Raw genomic sequence first — 23,792 nt, 5'->3', positions numbered from 1 at the left:
TCCCATGATCAATCTCGAACTCCCCAAGAAGCTGAAGGCGAGCGCCAACCAGGCCCACCAGGTCGCCGCCCAGATCTTCCGCCCGATCTCGCGCAAGTACGACCTCGCCGAGCACGCGTACCCGGTCGAACTCGACACCATGTCGGCCATGGTCGAGGGTCTCGCCGACTCGGGCACCCAGCAGATCGGCGGCGCGTCCGGCGGCCGTGGTGACACCGCGGCCGACCTGCTGACAGCCAACGCCAACGGCGGCAACATGTCGTCGCTGATGAACACCCTCGAAACCGCGTGGGGCGATGTCGGCCTGCTGCTGACCATCCCCTACCAGGGCCTCGGCAATGCCGCGATCGCCGCGGTGGCCACCGACGAGCAGCTGGAGCGGTTCGGCAAGGTGTGGGCCTCGATGGCCATCACCGAGCCGTCCTTCGGTTCCGACTCGGCCGCCGTGTCGACCACCGCCGTCCTCGACGGTGACGAGTGGGTGCTCAACGGCGAGAAGATCTTCGTCACCGCCGGTGAGCGCTCCACCCACATCGTGGTGTGGGCGACGGTGGACAAGAGCCTCGGCCGGGCGGCGATCAAGTCGTTCGTCGTCCCGCGTGACGCTCCTGGTCTTTCGGTGGCGCGGCTCGAGCACAAGCTCGGCATCAAGGCCTCCGACACCGCGGTGCTGCTGCTGCAGGACTGCCGCATTCCGAAGGACAACATCCTCGGTTCGCCGGAAGTGAACGTGGAGAAGGGTTTTGCCGGGGTCATGCAGACCTTCGACAACACCCGCCCGCTGGTGGCCGCGATGGCCATCGGTGTCGCCCGCGCCGCGCTCGAGGAGCTGCGCACCATCCTCACCGAGGCAGGCGTCGACATCTCCTACGACACCCCCGCGATGAACCAGCACGCCGCGGCGGCCGAATTCCTGCGGATGGAAGCCGATTACGAGGCGGCCTACCTGCTCGCCCTGCGCGCGGCGTGGATGGCCGACAACAAGAAGCCGAACTCGCTCGAGGCCTCGATGTCGAAGGCCAAGGCGGGCCGCACCGGCACCGACGTCACCCTCAAGGCGGTGGAACTCGCAGGCGCGCTCGGCTACTCGCAGCGCCTGCTCCTGGAGAAGTGGGGCCGCGACTCGAAGATCCTCGACATCTTCGAGGGCACCCAGCAGATCCAGCAGCTCATCGTCGCCCGGCGCATCCTCGGCAAGACGAGCGCCGAACTGAAGTGAGTCGCTGACGCCGAAACCGGTGCGAATCAGGCTGATTCGCACCGGTTTCGTTTTTCTCAGACCTGTCTGCCCGTGGCCAGGAGCAGCAGGTCGATGGCGGGGGCTTTGATTTCGTCGGGGCCGGTACCGTAGGCCCAGTCGATGTCGGTGGCGATCAGGCGGTTGGTGCGGAAGCGTTTCTTCGCGCCGTAGAAGCGGCTGGCGATGGTGTAGTCGAGAGCGGGGAGCACGCGTTCGACGGGGGTGTCGTAGGGGCGCGCGAGGGGGCGGGCCACGTCTTGGCCGTGGACGATGATGTCGACCAAGGGGTCGAGGACGCCCGCGCCGGGTGCGCGGCGGGTCGAGTCGGCGAAGGCGCGGAGTTCGGTGAGCAGTTCGGCCGGGGCGTGGCGGGCTGCGCGGGTGGTGGCCAGCTCGGCGTTCATCCGGTTCCAGTTGCCCTTGGCGCGCAGTACGGCAACGAGGGTCTCGCGCAGGGTGTCGGTGGTGCTGACGTGGGCGAGGACGTCGTGGATCGTCCAGCCCGGGCACAGTGACGGGGTGGCCCAATCGCCGGGGGTGAGGGTTTCGAGAAAGTCGGCGAGGGCGAGCCGTTCGGCTCGCACCCAGTTCCGCACCTGCGCGTCGTCCATGACCACGTCTCCCATTCGTCGTTCGCTACCGGTACCGACGACACGAACGCACGAAACTCATCGACGTGCGATGATTCCCACCGTGGGGAAGAACTCGAAGCCGAATGCCGTCATCATCCTCGGCGCGGCCGGTGGCGCGGCGATCGGTTTGCTCGTCGCGAACTGGAGTGCGATGCGGGCGGTCGTCTACGCGGTGATCTGGCTGGTCGCGGCGGGGATTCTGCTCTATCGGCAGCGCCGGGAAACAGCGGAGAAGACCGCCGAACGGGAGTGACCTCAGATGGTTGCCGTGTCGTCGGCGTGGAGGCGGCGGTCCAGGCGGTGCGGGTTCACGTCGAGCAGCGCCCGATCCCAATCGGCCAGATCGGCAGCGGCGGCGTAGGTCGTATCGAGGAAGTGCAGGAGGGTGGCGTCGGGGTCGTCCGACTCACGAACCACCTCGTACGGCAGGACGAACTCGCCGAGTGCCGCGTCCCAGTGCGCACCGTCGGGTCCCGCGGACCGCGACGAATATCCGTCGGGGGCCGGATAGCTGTAGGCGTAGAACATGCCTTCGGTGCCGCCGGGCCAGAAACCCGCGCTGGCGCATTCACGCGAATACGCCTCCTCCATCACCCAGTTCGCGCAGTTGGGCGCCCCGCCGGGATGCGTCGGCGCGCTACGCCCGGAGAAGCGGGTACAGGCCAGGTCGAGCGAGCCCCAGAACAGATGCACCGGGCTGGATTTTCCGGCGAAGCCTGCTCGCCACAGCTGGAACACCCGATTCGCCTGCACGAGTTGCTGCCAGTAGACGCCGACCGCATCGGCGTCGTAGGACTGATGGACGGTGTCCTCGGCGAACGGGATCGCGGGGTCGACCTCGTTCGGTGAGGCCTCGATATCGACCGTGATGTCCAAGCGTTCGAGCACCTCGACGAGCTCGGCGTAGAAATCGGCGACCGTGCGTGGTCGCAGCGCGAGCGTGGCCCGGCGACTGTCGCTGGTACGCAGCACGAGTTCGTGTGCGGCGAAATCGAATTCGATGTCGAGAATGCGGCCGTCGACCGGGATGGCGCCGGTGGCCAACCCCCGCGCGCTCACCGTGAACGTGACGTTCCACCAGTGGTTGATCAGCGGCGTGCCGGCCATCTTCAGCTTGCCGACGATCTGCGACCACATGTGCAGGGTGTCGCGGGTATCGGACCAGGTGTCGACCTTCAGTGCGGGCCAGCGGGCCTTCTCCGGTGTCAGTCGAGCCATCGGGTTCTCACTCCTTCGGTACGCGGCGGGCGGTCGGATTCCGTGGAGCAGCTTTCATCCTACGGCGAGTCGGCACTTGTCTGAGACCCTGGGTCTCATATAACGTGCGAGCTGCGCCACACGAAGGAGACACCGCTGATGCTGTCGACAGCCAAGAACACCGCGACCGATCCCGAGTACCACGAGATCCTGCGCAACCTGTCCGAAGGCTCGGTGAACCGGCACTTCGATCCCTATGTCGACATCGATTGGGATTCGCCCGAGTTCGCCGTGCACAGCGACGACCCGCGCTGGGTCATGCCCGACGAGGACCCGCTCGGCCGTCACCCCTGGTACAAGGCGCAACCGCTCGAGAAGCAGATCGCCATCGGGATGTGGCGCCAGGCCGGTATCGCCAAGGTCGGCCTGGATTTCGAGCAGCTGCTCATCCGCGGCCTGATGCAGTACCTGATCTCGGTCCCCAACGGTGATCCGGAATTCCGGTACGTCACGCACGAGGCTGCCGAAGAGTGCAACCACACGATGATGTTCCAGGAGATGATCAACCGCATCGGCTACCGCGATGTGATCGGCATGGGCACGATCGACCGCAAGCTCACGATGATCATCTGGCCCGCGGTCAAGTACTTCCCCGAGCTGTTCTTCACGATGATCCTCGGCGGCGAGGAACCGATCGATCACCTGCAGAAGTCGCTGCTGCGCGGCGGTGTGGACCTGCATCCGATGGTTCACCGGGTGATGCAGATCCACGTGGCCGAGGAAGCCCGCCACATCTCCTTCGCCCACGAGTACCTGCGCCGCAACGTGCCGGGCATGAACGTGGTCACCAAATCCCTGCTGTCGGTGCTGTTCCCGCTCGCGATGCGGATCATGCTCGACATGATCATGACCCCGCCCAAGGAGTTCGTCGAGAAGTTCGACATCCCCGCCGAGGTGATGCGCGACGCCTACTGGTCGAACCCGGAATCGCAGACCATGATGCGCAACATCTTCGGCGATGTGCGCGCGCTGGCCACCAACAGCGGCCTGATGAACCCGGTTTCACGCCTGGCGTGGCGGCTGCTCGGTATCGACGGCCCCGTCACCCGGTACCGTAGCGAACCGGCCCGCAAGGCCGCCTGAGTCGAATTCGCCGCATCCCACTGTACACAGCGATGTACAGTGGGATATGGCCGATTACGAGAGTGTTCCGCTGACCGAATTACGCGGTCAGCTCGGTAGTGTTTTCGACGGGGTGTCCGCGAGCGGACGACCGGTGATCGTCACCAGGGAGGGGAAAGAATTGGTCGCAGTGGTACCGGCGGAAGTGTTGCGGCACGCGGCGTTGCCGCCCGCCTATTTCAACGACGACCTGCGCGAACAGATCCTCGGCAGACTCGACGACCGGATCAAACAGCATTCCGCCGAAGACATCGCCGAGGCGGAGGCGAAACTGAGCAAGGTGATGGGCGCGCTCGACGGCACGAGCGCGAGCCGCCGGTGAGCGTCGCCGACCATACCGCCCTCACCTCGCTTGCCCTGTCCCCGCTGTTCGGGCAGGTCATCATGCGCCAGTTCACCCAGCAGCGCCGCATCATGGTGGTGCCGACGGTGAGCCTGATGGCCGCCATGCGCGCGGTCGACAATGTCGACGAACTCGGCCGCCTGCTCGACAACCGGGTCGCGGTGCGCTGGGCCGATCTCGACGCGGCGGGCGCCATTCGCACGGGAACCACCGTTCCCATCGCCGACAATCACACCGATTGGCCACTCATCGCCCCGGTCGTCTTCACCGCGCAGAATCTCGATATGCCGGTGCTCACCGCGAAACCCGAGTTGTATCGCGGGTACAAAGTGCACGTCGCCCCGATGCCCTGAACTGTATTTTCGCGGGGCGGGCGATAAACGTGATCCAGGTCTCCGTTACGGTGCCAGCGACAGGAAAAGCTGTACCAGGAACACTCTAGGAGAGCTGGTTATGCAGAGTTTCATGCGTCGTTTCACCACCGCGGTAGCCGCGACCTCGGTCGCCGCCGCCATTGTTTTCGCCGGCCCCGCCGTCGCCGAACCCACCGAGACCCAGACCGTCGACGTGGCTGCCGCCGTGTCCCAGCTGCGCACCTCCGTCGCGGACAACCCCGGCGCGCTCGCCGCCCTCGACCAGCTCGTCGCCGACGGCACGGTCGATGTCGCCCTGCCCGCCCAGCCGTTCCAGATCCCCGCCACCTCCGATATCGGCCAGAACGGTGGCGGTCCCGGCGTGTACGGCTCGGGTATCGCGCTCGATGTCGACGGTTTCCGCTTCGGCTTCTTCGGCGGACCGGGCACCATCTCGCCGAATCAGAACGGCGCCAAGCTCGAGGTGATGTGGCTGAACCTGTCGAACGGGCAGAGCGGTACCGCCGTGCTCACCGAGCACATGGACGTCCCCGTCGACACCACCATCCGCACCGCGCCGCTGAACACCGGCGGCGGCCTGATCGTCGCGGCGGTGTACGGCAGCCTGTGGCACCGCTGGCCCGACGCCGGCCAGCCCGACGGTTACGCCTACCGGCTCGGCCACATCCAGCAGCCGTCGTTCGGCGCCGTCACGCGCTGATTCGCACCGACAACGACACCCCGGGTCCGCATGGTCCCGGGGTGTTCGCGTCGGGGCAACGGCGGATCCGGCGGTGGCGTAGGTTGACCGCGTGGATCTGGACGAGCGACTCGAGGCATTGGAGCGGCGGGTCGCCGCCCTCGAAGGCACCCCGCACACCGACGAGCGGCTGCCCTGGGCGGTGGCGCGGTTGCGCGCGGAATTCGACGACGCGGGCGACCGCAACGGCGGCGTCCTGCTGGCAGGCGCGCTGAAGCTGCCGACGGGTGAGCGGGTGGACTGGCAGGCGCAGTACGCCACCGACGCCATCGTCGGCGACATCTGGACCATCGAAGCGGCCAATTGCCTTGCCGCCCTTGCCGATCCGGTTCGCCTGCGGCTGCTCCGCGAGATCGTGTACGGCCGCCGCACCGCCGCGGACCTGGCGGCCATCGCCGAACTGGGCACCTCGGCCGAGATCTATCAGCATCTGCGTCAGCTGGCGGCGGTCGGCTGGTTGCAGACCGCGGGTCTCGGCCGCTTCGAGGTGCCCGAGGGCAGGCTTGTTCCGCTGCTCGCCGCGCTGGCGAGCGCGCAGCGATGATTGGGAATTGTCCCAATTGTCCTGATTTACCACTGTGACGCAGGCCACCACACTGCTACCGTGAGCAGCGAAGACCAACGATGTGTGGAGGTAGACGAGTGAGCGTGGCCCATCTTCTCGAAACGGTGAAAGCCCTCGGTGTTCTGCGTTCGCGTGGCGTCTCCGATCCCACGAAGCCGCTCGAGACCCTGCGGACGATGAAAGAGTCCAAGATCTACGGCCCGCAGGCCACCCTGGTCCGGCACTCCGCCCGCGTCGCCCCCGAGCAGGTCGCCCTGGCCGACGAACGCGGCGAACTCACCTACCGCGAACTCGACGACCAGTCCACGGCGGTGGCTCGTGGTCTGCAGGCGGCCGGGATCAGCGAGGGCATGGTGATCGCGGTCCTGGCTCGCGACCATCGCGGTCTCATCATGTCGATGATCGCGGCGGGCAAGCTCGGGGCGCGCATCGCGCTGATGAACACCGGGTTCGCCAAACCGCAGTTCGCCGAGGTGTGCGAGCGCGAGAAGGTGCGCGCGGTCCTGCACGACAGCGAGTTCCTCGGCCTGCTCGACGCCCTGCCCGCCGACCTGCCGCGCTACCTCACCTGGGTCGACGAGGGCACCGAGATCCCCGCCGGTGCAACAACTTTCGACGACCTGATCGCCGCCAACTCCGCCGAGCCGCTGCCCGCGCCGAGCAAGCCGGGCGGTTTCATCATTCTCACCAGCGGCACCACCGGCCTGCCCAAGGGCGCGCCGCGCACCAAGGTGACGCCGATGGCCACCGCGCAGTTCGTCGACCGGGTGCCCTTCCCCAAGCGCGGCGTGATGATGATCGTCTCGCCGATCTTCCACAGTACGGGTCTGGGTACCTGGCTGGTCGGCACCATCCTGTCGAACAAGATCGTGATGCGGCGCCGCTTCGACGCCGAGGCCACGCTGGCCTCGATCGCCGAGCACAAGGTGGAGATGCTGGTCTGCGTGCCGACGATGCTGCACCGGATGACCGAGCTGCCCGCCGAGGTCCGGGCGAAGTACGACCTGTCGTCGCTGAAGGTCATCCTGTTCGCCGGGTCGGCGCTCACCCCGGAGCTGTGCATCCGGGCCACCGAGGTGTTCGGGCCGGTGCTCTACAACCTCTACGGCTCCACCGAGGTGGCCATCGCCTCCATCGCCAACCCCGCCGAGCTGGCGGAGGCGCCGGGCACGGTCGGCCGCTCCCCCATCACCTGCGAGGTCCGCCTCTACGACGAGAACGACCAGCCGGTCCGCGAACCCGGCGCCAAGGGCCGGATCTTCGTGCGCAGCGGTGCCCCGTTCGAGGGCTACACCGACGGCAGGCACAAGCAGATCATCGATGGCTTCATGTCCAGTGGCGACATGGGCCATTTCACCGAGTCCGGCCTGCTCATGGTCGACGGCCGCGACGACGACATGATCGTCTCCGGCGGCGAGAACGTCTACCCGCAGGAGGTGGAGAACCTGCTGATCGAGCACCCGCAGGTGTTCGATGTGGCGGTGGTCGGCGTCGACGACCCCGAGTTCGGAAAACGCCTGCGCGCCTTCGTCGTGCCCGAATCCGGCCAGACGCCGGACGCCGCCGCGCTGCAGGCCCACGTGAAGGAGAACCTGGCCCGCTTCAAGGTGCCGCGCGAGGTGGTGTTCGTCGAGGAACTGCCCCGTAATGCCACCGGCAAGATCCTGCGCCGGGTGCTCATCGATTATGAGGTGTCACAGTGATGTCTCAGCGCTGAGACGGGCGACACAGTAAGAGCGCCGTGCTTGCTATTGTTAGCACCAGCACTGGATCTCGAAGACGCGGTCCGGCCCCGCGGTGACGCGGGCTCGGTCTGCCGAAAGGCTGTTCGATGTCTCTGTCTCTGCCCGCGCTAGGCGGCACGGCTCGGCGCGCGGGCGATTTCGCCCTCGGCGTCAAGGTCATGGTCGACCGCAAGCTGTTCAACCCCCTGCGTCTCGACCATGCCGCGCGCTCGTTCCGCAATGTGTCGAAATTCGGCCCGTTCGCCGGTGTGGTCATGCACGCCGCCCAGACTCGCCCTGGTGCGGGCGCGATCGTCGACGAACGCGGTGAGCTCACCTTCGGGCTGCTCGACGAACAGTCGAGCGCGTTGGCCCGCGGGCTGCGCGCGAGCGGCATCAGCGAGGGCGATGTCATCGCGGTGCTGGCGCGCGACCACCGTGGCATGGTGCTGAGCCTGCTCGCGGCGGGCAAGCTCGGCGTGCGCGCGGTCCTGATGAACACCGGCTTCGCCAAACCGCAGTTCGCCGATGTGGCCACCCGCGAGAAGGTCAAGGCGGTGCTGCACGACAGCGAGTTCATGGATCTCATGAGCGCCATTCCCGCCGAGATCCCGCGCATCCTGACCTGGGTCGACGAGGCGCACGGTGTGGATCCGTCGATCCCGACGGTCGAATCGCTGATCTCGGGGCGTTCGGTCGAACCGCTGACACCGCCGAGCAAGCCGGGCGGCATGGTGATCCTGACCAGCGGCACCACCGGCACCCCCAAGGGTGCCCCGCGTGACAAGGTGAGCCCGTTCGCGTCGGCCCAATTCGTCGACCGGGTGCCGCTGCCCTACAACGGCACGATGATCATGGCGGCGCCGATCTTCCACGGCACCGGTCTGTCGCAGTTCACCCTCGGTCTGGCGTTGGGCAACCGGGTGATCTTCCAGCAGCGCAAGTTCGATCCGGAACAGACCCTGGCCAATATCGTGAAGTACCGGGCGGATTCGCTGGTCGTCGTCCCGACGATGCTGCAGCGCATCCTCGACCTGGACGAGAAGATCCTGGCGAAGTACGACCCGTCCACGATCGAGGTGATCTTCGCGGCCGGCTCGGCCATCGCACCCGATGTGGTGACCCGCTGCCTGGACTACTTCGGCGACAGCCTCTACAACCTCTACGGTTCCACCGAATGCGCGGTGATGACCGTGGCAACCCCCGAGGATCTGCGCAAGTCGCCGACCACCGCGGGCAAGCCGCCGGTCGGTATCCGCATCGTGCTGCTCGACGAGAACCGCAAACCCATCACCGAGCCGAACGTCACCGGGACCATCTTCGTGGACAACGGTTTCGCCTTCACCGGCTACACCGACGGCCGCACCAAGGAAATGGTCGACGGCATGATGTCCAGCGGTGACGTGGGCCATTTCGACGATGACGGCCTGCTCTACATCGACGGCCGCGACGACGACATGATCGTGTCCGGCGGTGAGAACGTCTTCCCACTCGAAGTGGAGAACCTCATCGCGGGCCGTCCCGATGTGTTCGAAGCGGCCGTGGTCGGTGTCGACGACCGCGACTACGGGAAGCGTCTGCGCGCCTTCGTCGTGCCCGGGCCCGACTCCGCCCGGGATGCCGACGAGATCAAGGACTTCGTGCGCCAGAACCTGGCCCGCTACAAGGTGCCGCGCGAAGTGATCTTCCTCGACGAACTCCCCCGCAACGCGACCGGGAAACTGCTGCGCAAGCCGCTGATCGAGATGGACATCGACGGGCAGTGATCCCGTCGCACCATCGGGCCCCGTCTCGGTGGTGCTTTATCATCGGCCGGTGATCATCGAGTTCCGGCAGGCGTCCGCGCCGTCGCGCGCCCTCGGCGCGCGCGTGCGCGGTGCCTGTGCGGGCTCGATGTCGGGTGCGTTGTCGCTGGCCGCCCACGGGTTGGCCGCCGGGAGCGCGATGCCCGGCAGCACAACGGTCGTGCTGCTGGCGGCTGTGTCGGCGGTGGTCGGCGCGCTGGTGGCCGGGCCGGTGCGTCACAATGCGCTCGGACTCGCGGTGGTGCTGCTGGGTGGTCAGCTCGTCGGTCACACCACGATGAGCTGGTCCGGTCATGGACACCACGTGGAGGATTCGCTCGGCCTCGGTATGCTCGCGGCCCACACCGTCGCGGCCGTCCTCGCCGCGGTGGTCGTCATCGGCGCCGAAGCCGCTTACCGCGCCGCGGGCGCTCTGCTGGCCCGCGCCCTCCCCCAGCGCTACCGCACCCCGCGCATTCCCGGTCGCGCGCCGCTGCGCCTGACCCACCGCGACCGCGTCATCCTGCGCGTCCTCACCGCGCGATCGCTGCGCACCCGAGCCCCGCCTCTCGCCTTCGCCTTCTGACCTTTCCCGGTGCGCGCGATCTCGCGCACTGGTCACCAATGCATGCACCCGTGCTCGGCGGCTGTGCGTCTCATCGGCCGACCGGCTTCGTGCGCACCCGCTCGCTGTGATCGCGGTGGTCGGTGCACTCGAGCGGCTCCGGTCTGGCGGTTCATCGTGGTCGGCAGCTGGCAGCTCGCCTCGCGACGTCGGCCACTGTGGCTCACGCAGCGGCGGTCGAGGCATGTCGCTCGATGCGGTTCGGTGGGCTCGTGCCCGACTACACGGACCTCGTGTTCGCGGAGCACGCCGGCGAAAGCCACGGTAGCTCGTGTCTTCCGGCGCGGATGTCGTGGCTGATTCTGTGCGACTGCCGATGTCTGCTTCGGCGAAAGCTCGTGCGGTGGCTGCTGCTCGCGATGGTGAGCACCGGGTTTCACTACTTCAGAAACGAATGATGATGAGTATTACCGATATTCGTCCGGCCGGGAGTTCGGTCGGGGACGGTGAGCGGACACCTCGCGCACGGCGCGGGATGCGGGTCGCTCCCTTGGCCATGCGGCTGCATTTCTACGCGGGGTTCTTCGTCGCCCCGTTCATCCTGATCGCGGCGCTCACCGGCGCGCTGTATGCGATCGCGCCGACGATCGAAGGGTTCGTGTCGCGGGATCTGCTTCAAGTGCAGACCTCCGGGCCGGATCGAGCATTGTCGGCGCAGGTGGGCGCGGCGGTCGCCGGCAAGCCCGACCTGGCGTTGGTGGCCGTCGCCCCGGCCGCGGCCGACGGGGAAACCACGCGGGTGCTGTTCAACGATCCCGCGCTGGGCGATTCCGAACGCCTCTCGGTGTTCGTCGACCCGCACACCGCCCAACCGGTTGGCGAGGCCGTCGTCTACGGCAGTGGTGGCGCGCTGCCGTTGCGGGCGTGGCTCAGCGAGTTCCACCGGAGCCTGCACCTGGGTGAACCCGGTCGGCTCTACAGCGAGCTCGCGGCCTCGTGGCTGTGGGTGATCGCCCTGTTCGGGCTGGTGCTGTGGGTGAACCGGGTGCGCAAGCGTCGTGCGCGCAACGGTGCGCGGTGGCTGGTGGCACCGGATCTCTCGCAACCGAAACGCCGGAAGATGAACTGGCACGGCGCGATCGGTGTGTGGACGCTTCCGGTGATCCTGTTGCTGTCGGCGACGGGTCTGACCTGGTCGGTCTATGCCGGTGAGAACGTGACGAAGCTGCGCGAGGAAATGAGCTGGACCACCCCGGCGGTGAGCGTGGCACTCCCCGGCGCGGCCGCACCGGCGACGACCGGCGGCGACCACCACAGCGGCGGTAGCACCACACCCGCACCGATCGATCAGCACCTCCGGATCGCACAACTCGACCGGGTATACGAGGTCGCGCGGGCCAATGGCATCACCCAGGCCGCCGAAATCAGTGTTCCGGCGGAATCGGACGCCGCTTTCGGGGTCAAGGAGCTACGCAAACCGGGCACCTACACGATCGACTCGGTAGCGGTCGACGGCAACGGCACAGTCACCGATCGACTCGCCTACGCCGACTGGCCGCTGATGGCCAAGCTCACCAACTGGGGTATCGCCTTCCACATGGGCCTGCTGTTCGGCCTGGCCAACCAGCTGTTGCTGCTGGCGATCATGCTCGGTCTCGTGGTCATGATCGTCCTCGGCTACCGGATGTGGTGGCAGCGGCGACCCACCCGCGCGAACTCGTTGCCGAAGCCGCCGCGGCGTGGCGTACTGCGCAAGACGTCGCTGTGGATCACGATTCCGCTCGTCGCGGCGGCCGTGGTGATCGGGTGGTTCGTACCCCTGCTCGGGCTCAGCCTGCTCGGGTTCTTCCTGATCGACGTGGCGCTCGGCCTGGCCTCCCGCGCCTACCCGAACAGCTGAGTGCGCTGTCGGCGAGGTGAAACCGCCTCGCCGACGGCCTTTTCGGCCCGGCGACCAGTGCTTTCCTGCGTGCCCGGTCCGCCCGGCGCGGAATGCTTAGGATCGGGGCATGGCGATCGACCGGCGGCAGTTCCTCCGATACGGCGCGACCGGGTCGATCGTGGCGGCGGTCGGGGTGTCGGCGGCGAGCAGCGCACCGTTTCCCGCACCCCGTTTCCTGGGCGAACCGTTCTCCCTCGGCGTGGCCTCGGGCGAACCGACACCTGACGGTGTCGTGCTGTGGACCCGGCTCGCCCCAGACCCGCTGGCCCCCGACGGGTACGGCGGGATGCCGGTCGACCCGGTGACGGTCGACTACGAAGTCGCCGAGGACGAACGATTCACCAAGGTCGTCGTGCGGGGTTCGGCGGTGGCCACCCGCGCGCTAGGCCACAGCGTGCATCCCGAGGTGACCGGCCTGGCGCCGGATCGCTGGTACTACTACCGCTTCCGCGCGGGCTCGGCCATCTCACCGGTCGGACGCACCCGCACCGCGCCGCCGCCGGACCGGCCGACGCAGCGGATGCGATTCGCGTTCGCCTCGTGCCAGTCGTGGAGCTCGGGCTACTACACCGCCTATGAGCACATGGCCGCCGAGGACCTCGATCTCGTCGTCCACCTGGGCGACTACATCTACGAGTCCTCGTGGGTGGTCGCCCGGCGCGGCGTGAAGCTGCCGCCGCAGCTCGAGGGCGAGGCGGTCGACCTCGCCGGATACCGGCTGCGCTACGCCCAGGCCAAGGCCGAAGCGCCACTGCAAGCCGCCCACGCCGCGTTCCCCTGGCTGGTCACCTTCGACGACCACGAACTCGACAACAACTGGGCCGGTGAGCATCCCGGCCTCGGCAACGACGTGCACCGCCTTCCGTTCCTGTTCCGGCGCCGCAAAGCCGCCGCGTTCCAGGCGATGTACGAGCATCAGCCGATGCGTCTGGCACAGCTCCCGTCGGGTTCCTCGATCCGCCTGCATCGCCGCTACCGCTTCGGTGACCTGGCCGAATTCACCATGATCGACACCAGGCAGTACCGCGACGAACAGGCCTGCGGCGACGGCAAAGCGGTGCTCGACTGCGCCGACCGGTACTCCACCGGGCGATCGATTCTCGGTGCGGCCCAGCGTGACTGGCTCGTCGACGGTTTCGCCGCGTCCACCGCGCGCTGGCAGATCCTCGGCAACCAGGTCGCCATGGCCGAATCCGACTACGATCCCGGCCCGGATCTGTTGCTGGGCACCGACGCCTGGGACGGCTACATCGCCGACCGCAATGCCGTGCTCGGCGCCGCGGTCGACCATGACGTGGCCAACCTGGTGGTGATCACCGGTGACCGGCACGAGAACTACGTCGCCGATCTGCACCGCGACTACACCGATCCCGAATCACCGGTGGTTGCCACCGAATTCACGGGCACCTCGATCAGCACGGGCGGGGACGGCGAGGACTTCCCCGACACCGGCCGTGCCCTGCTGGCCGCCAATCCGCACATGCGGTTCTACAACAAGCAACGCGGCTATGTGCGGGTCGAGCTCGACCATGAGCTGTGGCGCAACGACTTCCGGGTCGTGCCGTACGTGCGTTCGCCGGGCGCGCCCATCAGCACCCGTGCCAGTTTCGTCGTGCAGGACGGCATTCCCGGCACGATCGAGGCCTAGTGGGTGAAGACGAGATACGGGGCGGATGAGCAAGCGGCACAGTGGATCCTTCTGGACTGGCAACCGGGCGGCGTAGAGCGTCGTTCACACGGCGCGGGCTGCGACGCCCGCCGAACTGTTTTCGGTTGGTACCACTGTGCGTGATTGTGCCCCGCGTCACACCCGAAACGGATGAACAATTGGGCAACCGTTCAATCCAGTTTGCGGGCGCCCGCCCCCGGTTCGGCCGTGATCACCCGTGGCGCGGCCAGGCCCGCCGCCGCGAAGCGCCGACCGATCGCAGCGCCGATCCGCTCGGCATCGGCGCGTTCGACCAGGGCGAGCACGCTGCCGCCGAAACCGCCGCCGACCATCCGCGCACCGTAGGCGCCCGCGTCGAGCGCCGCGTCCACGGCGAGGTCGAGCGCCGGTGTCGAGACCTCGAAGTCGTCGCGCAGTGACCGGTGGGAGGCGGTGAGCAGCGGGCCGATGGCGCGCGGGTCGGCGCCGGAACGCAACCGGGAGACCACGTCGAGGACGCGATCGTTCTCGGTGACGACGTGGGTCGCCCTGCGGCGCAGCACCGGATCGTGCAGCCGGGCCATGTTCAACTCGGTGGCGTCACGCAGCGCGTGGACGCCGAGGACGGCGGCGGCGGCCGCGCATTCGTTGCGGCGCTCGGCGTAGCCGCCGTCGGCCAGATCGTGTGGGTGACCGGTGTCGGCGACGATGAGCGCCAGCCCCGCGGCCCGCAGGTCGAACGGGATCTGTTCCACCGCACCGGCTTCGCCGTTCAGGTAGGCACGCACATCGAGGAACAGGGCGTGGCCCTCGGTACACAGGATGGCGGCGGACTGGTCGAGGATGCCGGTCGGCACACCGGCGAAACCGCTCTCGGCCGCCCGCGCGATCCGCACCATCGCCCGGTCGTCGAGGCCGGGCGCGAACAGATCACGCAGGGCTATGGTCACCGCACAACACAACGCCGCCGAACTCGACAGGCCCGCACCGATCGGCACCGCGCCGTCGAGTTGGAGGTCGACCCCGGTGATCGGGCGCCCACCCGCGACGAACTCGCCCACCACACCGAGCGGATAACGCGCCCAGCCGGGCAGCTGATCCCGTTGCCCGGCAAGATCGTCGAGGGTCAGTTCGACGTCCTCACCCGGCCGCTGCGCCGACCCCACCCGCACCCGGCCGTCCGTACGGGCCCCGGCCGCACACACCACCCCGAGCGACAACGCGATCGGCAGTACGAAACCGTCGTTGTAGTCGGTGTGCTCGCCGATGATGTTGACCCGGCCCGGCGCGATCCACCTGTCCACCCACACTCCCTTCTCACCGCCCCCCGATCACCACCCCTGCAGACCATCAAACACCGTCTACCCATGCGGCAGCCGAATCCCCATCGCGACGGCGCGGGACGTGTCATGATCGACTCAGTTGTAAAGGTTTTTCAGCGTCGGCGCGCCCGCCGGCCGGGAATTCCACTCGGACAACGACACTCGGTGCTCCTCGGCCGACACCCCGAACCGAATTTCCCGGCTCCACGTTTCATCGGCGCGTCGCGGCGGATCGAGGGGGATCTGATGAAGGTCGGCACAGCACATCGGGGTAGTACGCGCTGGTGGACGCCTTCGCTCGGTGCGGTGGGTGTCATCGCGATCACACCCCTGCTCGGCGGGCGGTCCCTGTCGTTCCTGCTGCTCTTGATCGTGGCCGCGGGCAGTCTGACGATGATCGGCGTCGGCCTGCGCCGGTTCCGGCCGGCCAACCGGTTGCCGTGGTGTCTGCTCGCCACGTCCATCCCCCTTTTCGCCGCGGGCACCACGATCCGTGAACTGGACACGCACACCACCTGGCACCCGGCCGACGATCTGAGCACCCTGGCCGCCTACGTGTGCCTCGCGCTGGCCGCCGTCGGCTGGTTGCAGCCGCGCAGGCTCGCCGGTGCGTGCGATTCCTGGCTCGACTCGACCCTCATCGGGATCAGCGCGCTCCTGACCTCGTGGACGTTCCTGATCTCGCCGATTCTGCGCCACAACACCGGTCTCGACGCGGTGATCGCCGCGAGCTACCCGGTGATCGACGCACTGCTGCTCACGGCGCTGGCGCATTCGCTCGTCACCGTCGCCCGGTCGGATATCGCCCTGCGGCTGCTGCATGTGGCACTGCTCGCGGTGCTGGTCTCGGGAGTGGTCGAAAGTCTTTCGGCGGCAGGTTTTCTCGCGACCCAGAACCCATTCGGTCTGGTGCCGCACCAGCTGGCCTATCTGCTGGCGGGGCTGGCCGCGCTGCACCCGACGATGGACGTGAGCCGCGACGGCGCCGAAGCCCATCCACACCGGTCGCGCAGGCGGGCGGGCGTGATCGCGGTGGCTCTGGTCGGTGCCTCGCTGATGAGCGTGGTCGGCACCGACCTCGGCATGGGCGACCGGATGGTGATCTGCCTGCTGCTGACCTCGCTGCTGGTCGGGGTACTCGTGCGCAGCGAACGCGCCATCGCCCGCAGTCAGTTCAGCGAGCGCCGCGCCCAGTACCGGGCCGACCACGATGTGCTCACCGGACTGCTCAACCGGGCGGCGCTGCTGCGCGCACCGCAGCGGCTGCGCACGCAGTGGGCGGGAAAGCCGTTGTGCCTGTTGTTCATCGACCTCGACGGCTTCAAGATGGTCAACGACAGTTACGGCCACGCGATCGGCGACGAGCTGATCGCGCGGGCCGCGTCCCGTATCCGTCGCACGGCGCGGCGCACCGATGTGACCGCCCGCTACGGCGGCGACGAATTCGTCGTCCTCTCCCCGCGCACCCGCGCCGAGGCGGCGGTCCTCGCCGAACATCTGCTCGGCGCGTTCGTGCGACCCTTCGAGCTGAGCTGCGGGGAAATCCCCATCACCGCCAGTATCGGGGTGGCGTGCGTGCGCACCCGGCCCAGCGACACCACCGTCTACGACCTGATCCGCGAGGCCGACGCGGCCATGTATCACGCCAAGGAACACCGCCTCGGCCTGACTTTTCACGACGACATGCACCGGCCGGGCTTCCGGCGGGCGCTGCGCCGCGCCGCCGACCCGACGAGTACAGCGGTGTGAGGTGTCAGTCCCCTAGTTCGGCGAGCAGCCTTTTGGCCGCCTCCAGTTCGGCCTGCAGCTGAGCCACCTTGGCCTGCTGCACCTCCCGCGCGGCTTCCAGGATCCCGGCGACCACTTCCTCGACCTCCGGGTGCAGGATCTTGGCCGCCTGGGCGACCGCGCCGCTGTTCACGGCGAGCCCCTTGACGCTGCGCTTCTTGCCGTTGACGACGTCGACGGTCCATTCGCCGTCGGCGGTGCCGGTGAGCGTGACGGTGACCTCGGGTGCCTTGGGCTTGCGCGCCGCCGTGGCCTTGGCCGGACGCGGCGCCGCCGGTTTCGCTGCGGCGGTGGCCTCGTCGGGCACGGGCGCGAGCGAACGCGGCGCGGCGGGCTTCGGCGCGGCACTCGGCGGAGACGAGGGCTGGGTCACGGGGGTGTCCTTTCGGTTGCTCGGCTCGGGAACGTGGTGCGTGGCGGGCTTGGCGCCGCCGGGCGCAACGGTAGTCCCGCGGGCCGGCTTGGTCAGCGTCACCTCGCTCGGGCCGAACGAGAGCACATCTTTGGAACCGGTCGGGCGCACCTGCAGGAAGTCGCCGTCGGCCGGGTCACCGAGCGCGACGATCTTGCCGGACTTGCCCTCCTCGATGCCGACGGCCGCAGAGGTGAACCACACCATCGGAGGTTTGCCCTCGGCCAGCTCGCCTGCGATGCGCGCGAGCTCGGCCTCGGACAGGACCGGAGGAGCTGATCGACGGGATGCGGACTTGGTGCTCGGCGAGGACATCGTGGACTCCGGGAGGTTGGTGCGTGCTAGAGCGTGGTGTGCCCCTGATGATGCCGCACCCCACCGACAAGTTCCGGTCGAGGCCGTTGCCCTGCCCCCAAAACCCGCCCCGGGAGCGGATTCTGGGGGCCGAGGACCTCAGCGGCGGGTGGCGTTGCCGTGGATGCTCGGGCGGATGTTCGCGCGCACGGCGGCCACATCGGGGTAGCCGTTGACGGCCAGCAGCAGGTCGGCTTCGGCGGCGTAGGCCCGCAGCAGATGCACCAGACCGCGTACCCCGCCCAGGGCCAGCGCGTAGACGTAGGGCCTGCCGATACCGACCATCGTCGCACCGAGTCCGAGCGCCTTCACCACGTCGGCTCCCGAACGCACGCCCGAGTCGAAGAGCACCGGCACCCGGCCGTCGCAGGCGGCGGCGACCTCGGGCAGGGTTTCCAGCGCGCTCAGCCCGCCGTTGGCCTGGCGCCCACCGTGATTGGAGCAGTAGATGCCGTCGGCGCCGAGGTCGATGGCCCGGCGTGCGTCGTCGGGATGCGAGATGCCCTTGAGGATCAGCGGCAGGTCGGTGAGCGAGCGCAACCAGGTCAGGTCGTCCCAGGTCAGCGAGTGACCGAAGGTCGAAACCCAGTGCAGCACAATCATCTTCGGGTCGTCGGAACCGACCATCGCCTGGAACACCGGGTCGCTGGTGTAGTTCTTCAGCACATGGCCACGCAGCTGCGGGAAGTTGCCGCTCGACAGGTCGCGGGGGCGCCAGCCGGGCACCCAGGTGTCGAGGGTGACGGTGATGCCCGCGTACCCCGCGGCTTCGGCGCGGTGCACGAGGCTTTCCGCGAGTTCACGGTTCTTGGGGGTGTAGAGCTGGAAGAACGACGGGGTGTCACCCGCGTGCGGGCGCACCTCTTCCAGGGGGTCTTCCATCAGCGTCGAATACATCGCGGGCACACCGGTTTCCGCCGATGCCTTGGCGATCGCGATGTCACCGTGCCCCTGTTCACCGACCAGACCGATCACGCCGACCGGCGCCAGGAACAACGGGCTGGCGAAGGTGTGCCCGAACGCGCTGACGGTGAGGTCGCGTTCGGTCGCGCCGACCAGCATGCGGGGCAGCAGCCCCCAGTCGGCGAAGGCTTCGGCATTGCGGCGCTGGGTGAGCTCGTCACCGGCGCCCCCGGCGATGTAATGCAGCAGCGTATCGGGCAGGGCGGCGGTGGCTTTACGCTCGAGAGTGGCGTAGTCCATGGGGAATTCGGGCAGAACGCCCCCGAGCGCGGTGAGATAGATCTCGTTCTGATAGTCGGCGAACTGACTCATCGCTGAACTTTCGCACGCGACCCGCCCTCGCGCGCCGCCGGGGCCATGTAAGGTGCGTCATACTCCAACGTAGGCAGCACCTACCCCCAGCAGCGCGTTCCGAGATTGTGAGTGCCCCTGTCGTGACCGTCGTCGAACACTCGGCCGCTCCCGCCGATCCGGATGTAGCACTGGCCAAGCGCATCAACTGCGACCGCGTGCGCCACCTGACCCGGCTCGCCCTCGGCCTGTCCCAGGATTCGATGGATCTGCTCACCTCCGTCACCGATCGACTACGCGCCGCCGAAGGCGCGTTACGCGATCCGCTCACCAGCGACCTCGGCTTCGACTGACCCTCCCCCTTGATTCCGAGCGTTCGACGCTCGGCCATTCCGGCTCCCACGCCGTAGAGCGCGCAGCCGTGCGCAGGCCCATCGAGCGCCCCCATCCCGGCCCCGACTGTGCGGCCGCCTCCTGTTCTGCCCGCGTTATGCGGATATCTCTCTCGCCCCGGCTGCTGCGGCCTTGTCATGCCCGTCGGCAACAATTGTGACTCCGCTCACCAAAAGTGGTTGACAAAGCCACACAAATGGGCATAAAACAACATGAGTACACATTCATGAACCGGAGGAACCATGTACGCCGAGGAACGGCAACAGGCCATCGCGACCCTCGTCGGGCAGCACGGTCGCGTCTCCGTCGCCGAACTCGCCGACAAATACGGGGTGACCACCGAAACCGTCCGGCGCGACCTGGCCGTACTGGACCGGCTCGGCCTGATCCGGCGAGTGCACGGCGGAGCGGTCGGGGCGGGCGCGCTCACCACCATCGAGCTGGGCACCGTCGAACGCGACAGCACCCGCGCCGCCGAGAAGGACCGCATCGCCGAACTCGCCCAGCGCTACCTGCCCGCGTCCGGTGGCAGCGTGCTGTTCGACGCGGGCACGACGACCTCGCGGGTCGCGGCCGCCCTGCCGGTCGATCTGGATCTGGTCGCCGTCACCAACTCGCTGCCCGTCGCCACGCGCCTCACCGGGTACGCCGGGGTGCGGACGCATCTGCTCGGTGGGCGCGTGCGCGGTGTCACCCAGGCCGCCGTCGGGGCCGAAACCCTGCGCGTACTCGGCGAATTGCGCGTCGACGTCGCGTTCGTCGGCACCAACGCGCTCACCGTTCGGCACGGCCTGTCCACCCCCGACCCGGAGGAGGCCGCCGTGAAGCGGGCCATGATCGCGGCCGCCGACCGCGTGGTCGTCGTCGCCGACGCCTCCAAGATCGGGCGCGAGGACTTCGTGAGCTTCGGTACCACCGCCGATATCGACGTGCTGGTCACCGATACCGACATACCGTCCGCCGCACACGACAAACTGATCGCCGAGGGAATCGAAGTGGTGCTCGCATGATCGTCACACTGACCGCGAACCCGAGTGTCGACCGGACGGTGACACTCACCGAACCGCTGCGCCGAGGGCAGGTGCACCGCGCGGCGAACGTCACCTCCCAGCCCGGCGGCAAGGGCGTCAACGTGGCCCGCGTGCTCACCTCGGGCGGGGTTTCCGCGCTCGCCGTCCTGCCGGGCACCGAGGACGACCCGGTGGTGAGCGGATTGCGCGGCGCGGGCCTCGCGTTCCGTGCCGTGCCGACCGTCGGTGCCCCACGGACCAATCTCACGATCTCCGAAATCGACGGCACCACAACGAAAATCAACGAACCAGGGCATCCGCTGCGAGCACCGGAACTCGACGCACTCGCCCGCGCGCTGGCAGAGGCAGCCGCGGGCGCTTCGTGGGTCGTGCTGTCCGGTTCGTTGCCGCCCGGCGTGCCCGTGGATTGGTACGCGCGGCTCGTGGGTGAGCTGTCGGCCACCGGCTCGGCCCGGATCGCGGTCGACACCTCCGAGGCGCCCTTGCTCGCCCTGTTCGACGAACCCGGCTCTGCCGCACCGGATCTCATCAAACCGAACAGCGAGGAGCTGGCCCAGCTCACGGGCCTCGACGCTGTCGACCTCGAAAATCCCACGGCCGCGGCGCAGGCCGCCACGTCACTGATCGAGCACGGCGTCGGTGCCGTGCTCGCCACCCTCGGTGCGGCGGGAGCGGTGCTGGTCACCGCCGAGGGCGCCTGGTTCGCCGGTGCACCGCCGATCGTCGCGCGCAGCACGGTCGGTGCCGGCGATTCCGCACTGGCGGGGTACCTGCTCGCCGATCTGGCCGGCCTCGACCCGGCCGGTCGGCTGCGCGCCGCCGTCGCCTACGGCAGCGCCGCCACCGCGCTGCCCGGTACGGAACTGCCGGGCCCCGCCGACATCCTGCTCGAAGCCGTCATGGCCCACCCGCTCCCGGACGCGCTGCCGAAGGCACTGGGCGACACCCCGACCAGCTGACCTCCCGTTCGATCCCGCTCCACCCGACACCGGAAAGACACGACGATGGCCGATTCGATCATCACCCAAGACCTGGTCACGCTCGACGCCGACTTCGGCGCCGACAAGCAATCGGTCATCACCGCACTGGCAGGCACCCTGGCCGCGCAGGGCCGGGCCACCGACGCCGGCGCCGTCAGCGAGGCCGCGCTGAACCGGGAGGCCCAATCGGCGACCGGATTACCCGGCGGCATCGCCATCCCGCACTGCCGGGCCGCTGCCGTCACCGCCCCCTCGCTCGCCTTCGCCCGTCTCTCTCCCGGCGTCGACTTCGGCGCACCCGACGGACCGGCCGACCTGGTGTTCCTCATCGCCGCCCCCGAAGGCGCGGGTGCTGACCACATGAAGCTGCTGTCTTCCCTGGCCCGGGCGCTGGTCCGCCCTGCCTTCGTCAACGACCTTCGCTCGGCCGCCACGCCCGCCGAAATTGTCGCGTTGGTCGACGGGGTGATCAATCCCCCGCCCGCGTCCAGCGCCCCCACGGCCACGGGTGCGGGCGTTTCGGCAACGGGCGCGCCCAGCGCCACGGGTGCGAGCTCTGCCGCGGCATCAGCGGCAGCCGACACGACCGATGCAGTCGGTGCGGGTGCGGCTACTGCCTCATCGTCCGGCGCGGGCGCGACCGATACGGGAGGGACTTCCGCATCCGGTGAAGATGCTGCCGACTCATCCGATGCCGCCGGTCATGCGGAATCGAGCGGTGACGCGGGTACCCCAGCTGACGCGACCGACCTGAACAAGTCGGCGACCGGTGGAGCTGCGGCAGCCGCTGCTGCGGCGGGTGCCGAGGGCACGACTCGTCGAGGCGACGCGAGTGAGACTGTCGGCGCAGGAACACCGACGAAGATCGTGGCGGTCACGGCGTGCCCGACCGGCATCGCCCACACCTATATGGCCGCCGATTCCCTCGCCGCCGCCGCAGAGCGGGCAGGCGTCGACCTCGCGGTGGAGACGCAGGGATCCAGCGGTGGGGACAAACTCGATCCGGGCACCATCACCGGCGCCGACGCGGTCATCTTCGCCACCGATGTGGGAGTGAAGGATCGGAGCCGGTTCGCGGGGAAACCGGTCATCGAATCCGGCGTGAAACGGGCCATCAACGAACCGGACACCATGATCGCCGAGGCGGTCGCGGCCGCAGGGACCCCCGGCGCCGCCACGGTCGGCGGGGCAGCACCCACGACGGGTGAGCCGGCGGCCAAGGGCATCGGGTGGGGTACGCGGCTGCGGCAGATCCTGCTGACCGGCGTGAGCTACATGATCCCGTTCGTCGCGGCGGGCGGTCTGCTGATCGCGCTGAGTTTCCTGCTCGGCGGTTACGAGATCTCCGACAGCGCCGAAGACATCGTGCTGAACAACTCGCTCACCGACCTGCCCGACGGCGGTCTGGCCACCTATTTCGCGGCCGTGCTCAACCAGATCGGTGTGCTCGCGTTCGGCTTCCTCGTTCCGGCGCTGGCCGGGTACATCGCCTTCGCCATCGCCGACCGGCCGGGTCTGGCGCCGGGTTTCACGGCGGGCGCGATCGCCCTCGTCGTCGGCGCGGGCTTCCTCGGCGGCCTCGTCGGCGGTCTGATCGGTGGTTTCGCGGCGCTGTGGGTGAGCAAACTGCCCGTCCCCACGTGGGCGCGCGGACTGATGCCCGTGGTGGTGATTCCGCTGCTGGCCTCGCTGATCGTCGGTGTGCTGATGTTCGTGCTGCTCGGCAAGCCGCTGGCGGCGGTCACCGACGCGCTCACCGATTGGCTCGGCGGTCTTTCGGGTAGTTCGGCGATCGCGCTCGGGGTGATTCTCGGTGTGATGATGTGCTTCGATCTGGGCGGGCCGGTGAACAAGGCGGCCTACTCGTTCGCCGCCGCGGGCCTGTCGGTGACCGACAACACCACCTTGCGGATCATGGCCGCGGTGATGGCGGCGGGCATGGTTCCGCCGCTCGCGATGGCGCTGTCGACCACGCTGCGGCCCCGGCTCTACACCGAGGCCGAGCGGGAGAACGGCAAGGCGGCCTGGCTGCTCGGCGCCTCGTTCATCTCCGAGGGCGCTATCCCGTTCGCCGCGGCCGACCCGCTGCGGGTGCTGCCGTCGATGATGGTCGGCGGCGCGGTGACCGGTGGCATGGTCATGGCCACCGAGGTCACCTTGAGCGCACCGCACGGCGGGATCTTCGTGTTCTTCGCCATCGGCCACGTGCTGTGGTTCATCGTGTCGGTGCTGGCGGGCACGGTCGTCGGCGCCGCCTGCGTCACCCTCGCCAAGGAATTCACCGGCAAGAAGTCACCCGCTCTGGCCACCGCGTAAGTCCCCC

Annotated in this window: 22 protein-coding genes; 17 read left to right on the top strand and 5 right to left on the bottom strand. The window is 68.5% G+C overall.

Features of this window, described 5'->3' with window-relative positions; translation table 11 throughout:
* Positions 1 to 4: 4 nt before the first annotated feature.
* On the top strand, positions 5 to 1,219 hold the full coding sequence (locus tag NI2_RS16275) for an acyl-CoA dehydrogenase family protein (protein ID WP_067491636.1): 1,215 nt from the start codon (positions 5 to 7) through the stop codon (positions 1,217 to 1,219).
* Between the two features lie 56 nt (positions 1,220 to 1,275).
* On the opposite strand, the gene NI2_RS16270 is transcribed toward NI2_RS16275, so the two are convergent.
* Positions 1,276 to 1,866 (bottom strand): maleylpyruvate isomerase family mycothiol-dependent enzyme, encoded by a 591-nt coding sequence (locus tag NI2_RS16270; protein ID WP_243749729.1) that lies wholly within the window; start codon positions 1,864 to 1,866, stop codon positions 1,276 to 1,278.
* A gap of 67 nt (positions 1,867 to 1,933) precedes the next feature.
* Here NI2_RS16270 and NI2_RS16265 point away from each other — a divergent pair, with 67 nt between their 5' ends.
* Positions 1,934 to 2,125, top strand: a complete 192-nt coding sequence (locus NI2_RS16265; protein ID WP_133733818.1) for a hypothetical protein — start codon at positions 1,934 to 1,936, stop codon at positions 2,123 to 2,125.
* Between the two features lie 2 nt (positions 2,126 to 2,127).
* Here NI2_RS16265 and NI2_RS16260 read toward each other — a convergent pair whose 3' ends face one another.
* Positions 2,128 to 3,090, bottom strand: coding sequence for a DUF5996 family protein (locus NI2_RS16260; protein WP_067491632.1), 963 nt, complete (start codon positions 3,088 to 3,090; stop codon positions 2,128 to 2,130).
* Positions 3,091 to 3,228: 138 nt separating this feature from the next.
* Here NI2_RS16260 and NI2_RS16255 point away from each other — a divergent pair, with 138 nt between their 5' ends.
* From NI2_RS16255 to NI2_RS16205, 10 genes are all read left to right on the top strand, one after another.
* Positions 3,229 to 4,212 (top strand): AurF N-oxygenase family protein, encoded by a 984-nt coding sequence (locus NI2_RS16255; protein ID WP_067491630.1) that lies wholly within the window; start codon positions 3,229 to 3,231, stop codon positions 4,210 to 4,212.
* Positions 4,213 to 4,258: 46 nt separating this feature from the next.
* Positions 4,259 to 4,573 carry a type II toxin-antitoxin system Phd/YefM family antitoxin gene (locus NI2_RS16250; protein ID WP_067491628.1) on the top strand — a complete coding sequence of 105 codons (315 nt, stop codon included), beginning with the start codon at positions 4,259 to 4,261 and terminating at the stop codon, positions 4,571 to 4,573.
* Entirely contained in the window at positions 4,570 to 4,947 is a 378-nt protein-coding gene (locus NI2_RS34455; protein ID WP_067491626.1) for a PIN domain-containing protein, read from the top strand. The genes NI2_RS16250 and NI2_RS34455 overlap by 4 nt, the downstream gene beginning before the upstream one ends.
* A gap of 100 nt (positions 4,948 to 5,047) precedes the next feature.
* On the top strand, positions 5,048 to 5,668 hold the full coding sequence (locus NI2_RS16240; RefSeq protein WP_067491624.1) for a hypothetical protein: 621 nt from the start codon (positions 5,048 to 5,050) through the stop codon (positions 5,666 to 5,668).
* 91 nt (positions 5,669 to 5,759) lie between these two features.
* Positions 5,760 to 6,251 carry an ArsR/SmtB family transcription factor gene (locus tag NI2_RS16235; protein ID WP_067491622.1) on the top strand — a complete coding sequence of 164 codons (492 nt, stop codon included), beginning with the start codon at positions 5,760 to 5,762 and terminating at the stop codon, positions 6,249 to 6,251.
* Positions 6,252 to 6,331: 80 nt separating this feature from the next.
* A complete protein-coding gene (locus NI2_RS16230) occupies positions 6,332 to 7,975 on the top strand; it encodes an acyl-CoA synthetase (protein ID WP_067491620.1) in 1,644 nt (547 codons plus the stop codon).
* 128 nt (positions 7,976 to 8,103) lie between these two features.
* On the top strand, positions 8,104 to 9,762 hold the full coding sequence (locus tag NI2_RS16225) for an acyl-CoA synthetase (protein ID WP_067491619.1): 1,659 nt from the start codon (positions 8,104 to 8,106) through the stop codon (positions 9,760 to 9,762).
* 49 nt (positions 9,763 to 9,811) lie between these two features.
* Positions 9,812 to 10,366, top strand: a complete 555-nt coding sequence (locus NI2_RS16220) for a hypothetical protein (RefSeq protein WP_067491617.1) — start codon at positions 9,812 to 9,814, stop codon at positions 10,364 to 10,366.
* A 439-nt stretch (positions 10,367 to 10,805) separates the two neighbouring features.
* Positions 10,806 to 12,245 carry a PepSY-associated TM helix domain-containing protein gene (locus NI2_RS16210; RefSeq protein ID WP_067491749.1) on the top strand — a complete coding sequence of 480 codons (1,440 nt, stop codon included), beginning with the start codon at positions 10,806 to 10,808 and terminating at the stop codon, positions 12,243 to 12,245.
* A gap of 109 nt (positions 12,246 to 12,354) precedes the next feature.
* Complete coding sequence (locus NI2_RS16205; RefSeq protein WP_067491613.1) at positions 12,355 to 13,935, top strand: alkaline phosphatase D family protein; 1,581 nt, start codon at positions 12,355 to 12,357, stop codon at positions 13,933 to 13,935.
* 191 nt (positions 13,936 to 14,126) lie between these two features.
* On the opposite strand, the gene galK is transcribed toward NI2_RS16205, so the two are convergent.
* Positions 14,127 to 15,239, bottom strand: a complete 1,113-nt coding sequence (galK, locus tag NI2_RS16200; RefSeq protein ID WP_084476469.1) for a galactokinase — start codon at positions 15,237 to 15,239, stop codon at positions 14,127 to 14,129.
* Between the two features lie 264 nt (positions 15,240 to 15,503).
* On the opposite strand from galK, the gene NI2_RS16195 reads away from it, so the two are divergent.
* Positions 15,504 to 17,006 (top strand): GGDEF domain-containing protein, encoded by a 1,503-nt coding sequence (locus tag NI2_RS16195; protein ID WP_067491745.1) that lies wholly within the window; start codon positions 15,504 to 15,506, stop codon positions 17,004 to 17,006.
* A gap of 4 nt (positions 17,007 to 17,010) precedes the next feature.
* On the opposite strand, the gene NI2_RS16190 is transcribed toward NI2_RS16195, so the two are convergent.
* Both NI2_RS16190 and NI2_RS16185 read right to left on the bottom strand, forming a co-directional pair.
* Positions 17,011 to 17,772 (bottom strand): DUF6319 family protein, encoded by a 762-nt coding sequence (locus NI2_RS16190; RefSeq protein WP_067491611.1) that lies wholly within the window; start codon positions 17,770 to 17,772, stop codon positions 17,011 to 17,013.
* Between the two features lie 138 nt (positions 17,773 to 17,910).
* Positions 17,911 to 19,086 carry an alpha-hydroxy-acid oxidizing protein gene (locus tag NI2_RS16185; protein ID WP_067491609.1) on the bottom strand — a complete coding sequence of 392 codons (1,176 nt, stop codon included), beginning with the start codon at positions 19,084 to 19,086 and terminating at the stop codon, positions 17,911 to 17,913.
* A gap of 122 nt (positions 19,087 to 19,208) precedes the next feature.
* Between NI2_RS16185 and NI2_RS16180 the strand changes: the two genes are divergently transcribed.
* The 4 genes from NI2_RS16180 (at position 19,209) to NI2_RS16165 (ending at position 23,785) form a co-directional block, all read left to right on the top strand.
* Complete coding sequence (locus NI2_RS16180) at positions 19,209 to 19,418, top strand: hypothetical protein (RefSeq protein ID WP_067491607.1); 210 nt, start codon at positions 19,209 to 19,211, stop codon at positions 19,416 to 19,418.
* A gap of 282 nt (positions 19,419 to 19,700) precedes the next feature.
* Positions 19,701 to 20,468, top strand: a complete 768-nt coding sequence (locus NI2_RS16175) for a DeoR/GlpR family DNA-binding transcription regulator (protein WP_067491605.1) — start codon at positions 19,701 to 19,703, stop codon at positions 20,466 to 20,468.
* On the top strand, positions 20,465 to 21,448 hold the full coding sequence (locus NI2_RS16170) for a 1-phosphofructokinase family hexose kinase (RefSeq protein ID WP_067491603.1): 984 nt from the start codon (positions 20,465 to 20,467) through the stop codon (positions 21,446 to 21,448). The genes NI2_RS16175 and NI2_RS16170 overlap by 4 nt, the downstream gene beginning before the upstream one ends.
* 45 nt (positions 21,449 to 21,493) lie before the next feature.
* Complete coding sequence (locus NI2_RS16165; RefSeq protein WP_067491601.1) at positions 21,494 to 23,785, top strand: PTS fructose transporter subunit IIABC; 2,292 nt, start codon at positions 21,494 to 21,496, stop codon at positions 23,783 to 23,785.
* Positions 23,786 to 23,792: the final 7 nt, after the last annotated feature.

The organism is Nocardia ignorata NBRC 108230, from assembly GCF_001612905.1.
In the GTDB taxonomy this organism is placed as follows: Bacteria; Actinomycetota; Actinomycetes; order Mycobacteriales; family Mycobacteriaceae; genus Nocardia; species Nocardia ignorata.
This window is presented reverse-complemented; position numbering and strand designations above follow the sequence as displayed.

What these genes read in the sequence shown, in the direction of transcription:
- NI2_RS16205 (WP_067491613.1), top strand. Translation starts at nt 12,355, where the DNA reads ATGGCGATCGACCGGCGGCAGTTCCTCCGATACGGCGCGACCGGGTCG.
- NI2_RS16260 (WP_067491632.1), bottom strand. Translation starts at nt 3,090, where the DNA reads ATGGCTCGACTGACACCGGAGAAGGCCCGCTGGCCCGCACTGAAGGTC.
- NI2_RS16170 (WP_067491603.1), top strand. Translation starts at nt 20,465, where the DNA reads ATGATCGTCACACTGACCGCGAACCCGAGTGTCGACCGGACGGTGACA.
- NI2_RS16195 (WP_067491745.1), top strand. Translation starts at nt 15,504, where the DNA reads ATGAAGGTCGGCACAGCACATCGGGGTAGTACGCGCTGGTGGACGCCT.
- NI2_RS16175 (WP_067491605.1), top strand. Translation starts at nt 19,701, where the DNA reads ATGTACGCCGAGGAACGGCAACAGGCCATCGCGACCCTCGTCGGGCAG.
- NI2_RS16255 (WP_067491630.1), top strand. Translation starts at nt 3,229, where the DNA reads ATGCTGTCGACAGCCAAGAACACCGCGACCGATCCCGAGTACCACGAG.
- NI2_RS16240 (WP_067491624.1), top strand. Translation starts at nt 5,048, where the DNA reads ATGCAGAGTTTCATGCGTCGTTTCACCACCGCGGTAGCCGCGACCTCG.
- NI2_RS16230 (WP_067491620.1), top strand. Translation starts at nt 6,332, where the DNA reads ATGTGTGGAGGTAGACGAGTGAGCGTGGCCCATCTTCTCGAAACGGTG.
- NI2_RS16165 (WP_067491601.1), top strand. Translation starts at nt 21,494, where the DNA reads ATGGCCGATTCGATCATCACCCAAGACCTGGTCACGCTCGACGCCGAC.
- NI2_RS16210 (WP_067491749.1), top strand. Translation starts at nt 10,806, where the DNA reads ATGAGTATTACCGATATTCGTCCGGCCGGGAGTTCGGTCGGGGACGGT.
- NI2_RS16185 (WP_067491609.1), bottom strand. Translation starts at nt 19,086, where the DNA reads ATGAGTCAGTTCGCCGACTATCAGAACGAGATCTATCTCACCGCGCTC.
- NI2_RS16270 (WP_243749729.1), bottom strand. Translation starts at nt 1,866, where the DNA reads ATGGGAGACGTGGTCATGGACGACGCGCAGGTGCGGAACTGGGTGCGA.
- NI2_RS16225 (WP_067491619.1), top strand. Translation starts at nt 8,104, where the DNA reads ATGTCTCTGTCTCTGCCCGCGCTAGGCGGCACGGCTCGGCGCGCGGGC.
- NI2_RS16250 (WP_067491628.1), top strand. Translation starts at nt 4,259, where the DNA reads ATGGCCGATTACGAGAGTGTTCCGCTGACCGAATTACGCGGTCAGCTC.
- NI2_RS16190 (WP_067491611.1), bottom strand. Translation starts at nt 17,772, where the DNA reads ATGTCCTCGCCGAGCACCAAGTCCGCATCCCGTCGATCAGCTCCTCCG.
- NI2_RS16275 (WP_067491636.1), top strand. Translation starts at nt 5, where the DNA reads ATGATCAATCTCGAACTCCCCAAGAAGCTGAAGGCGAGCGCCAACCAG.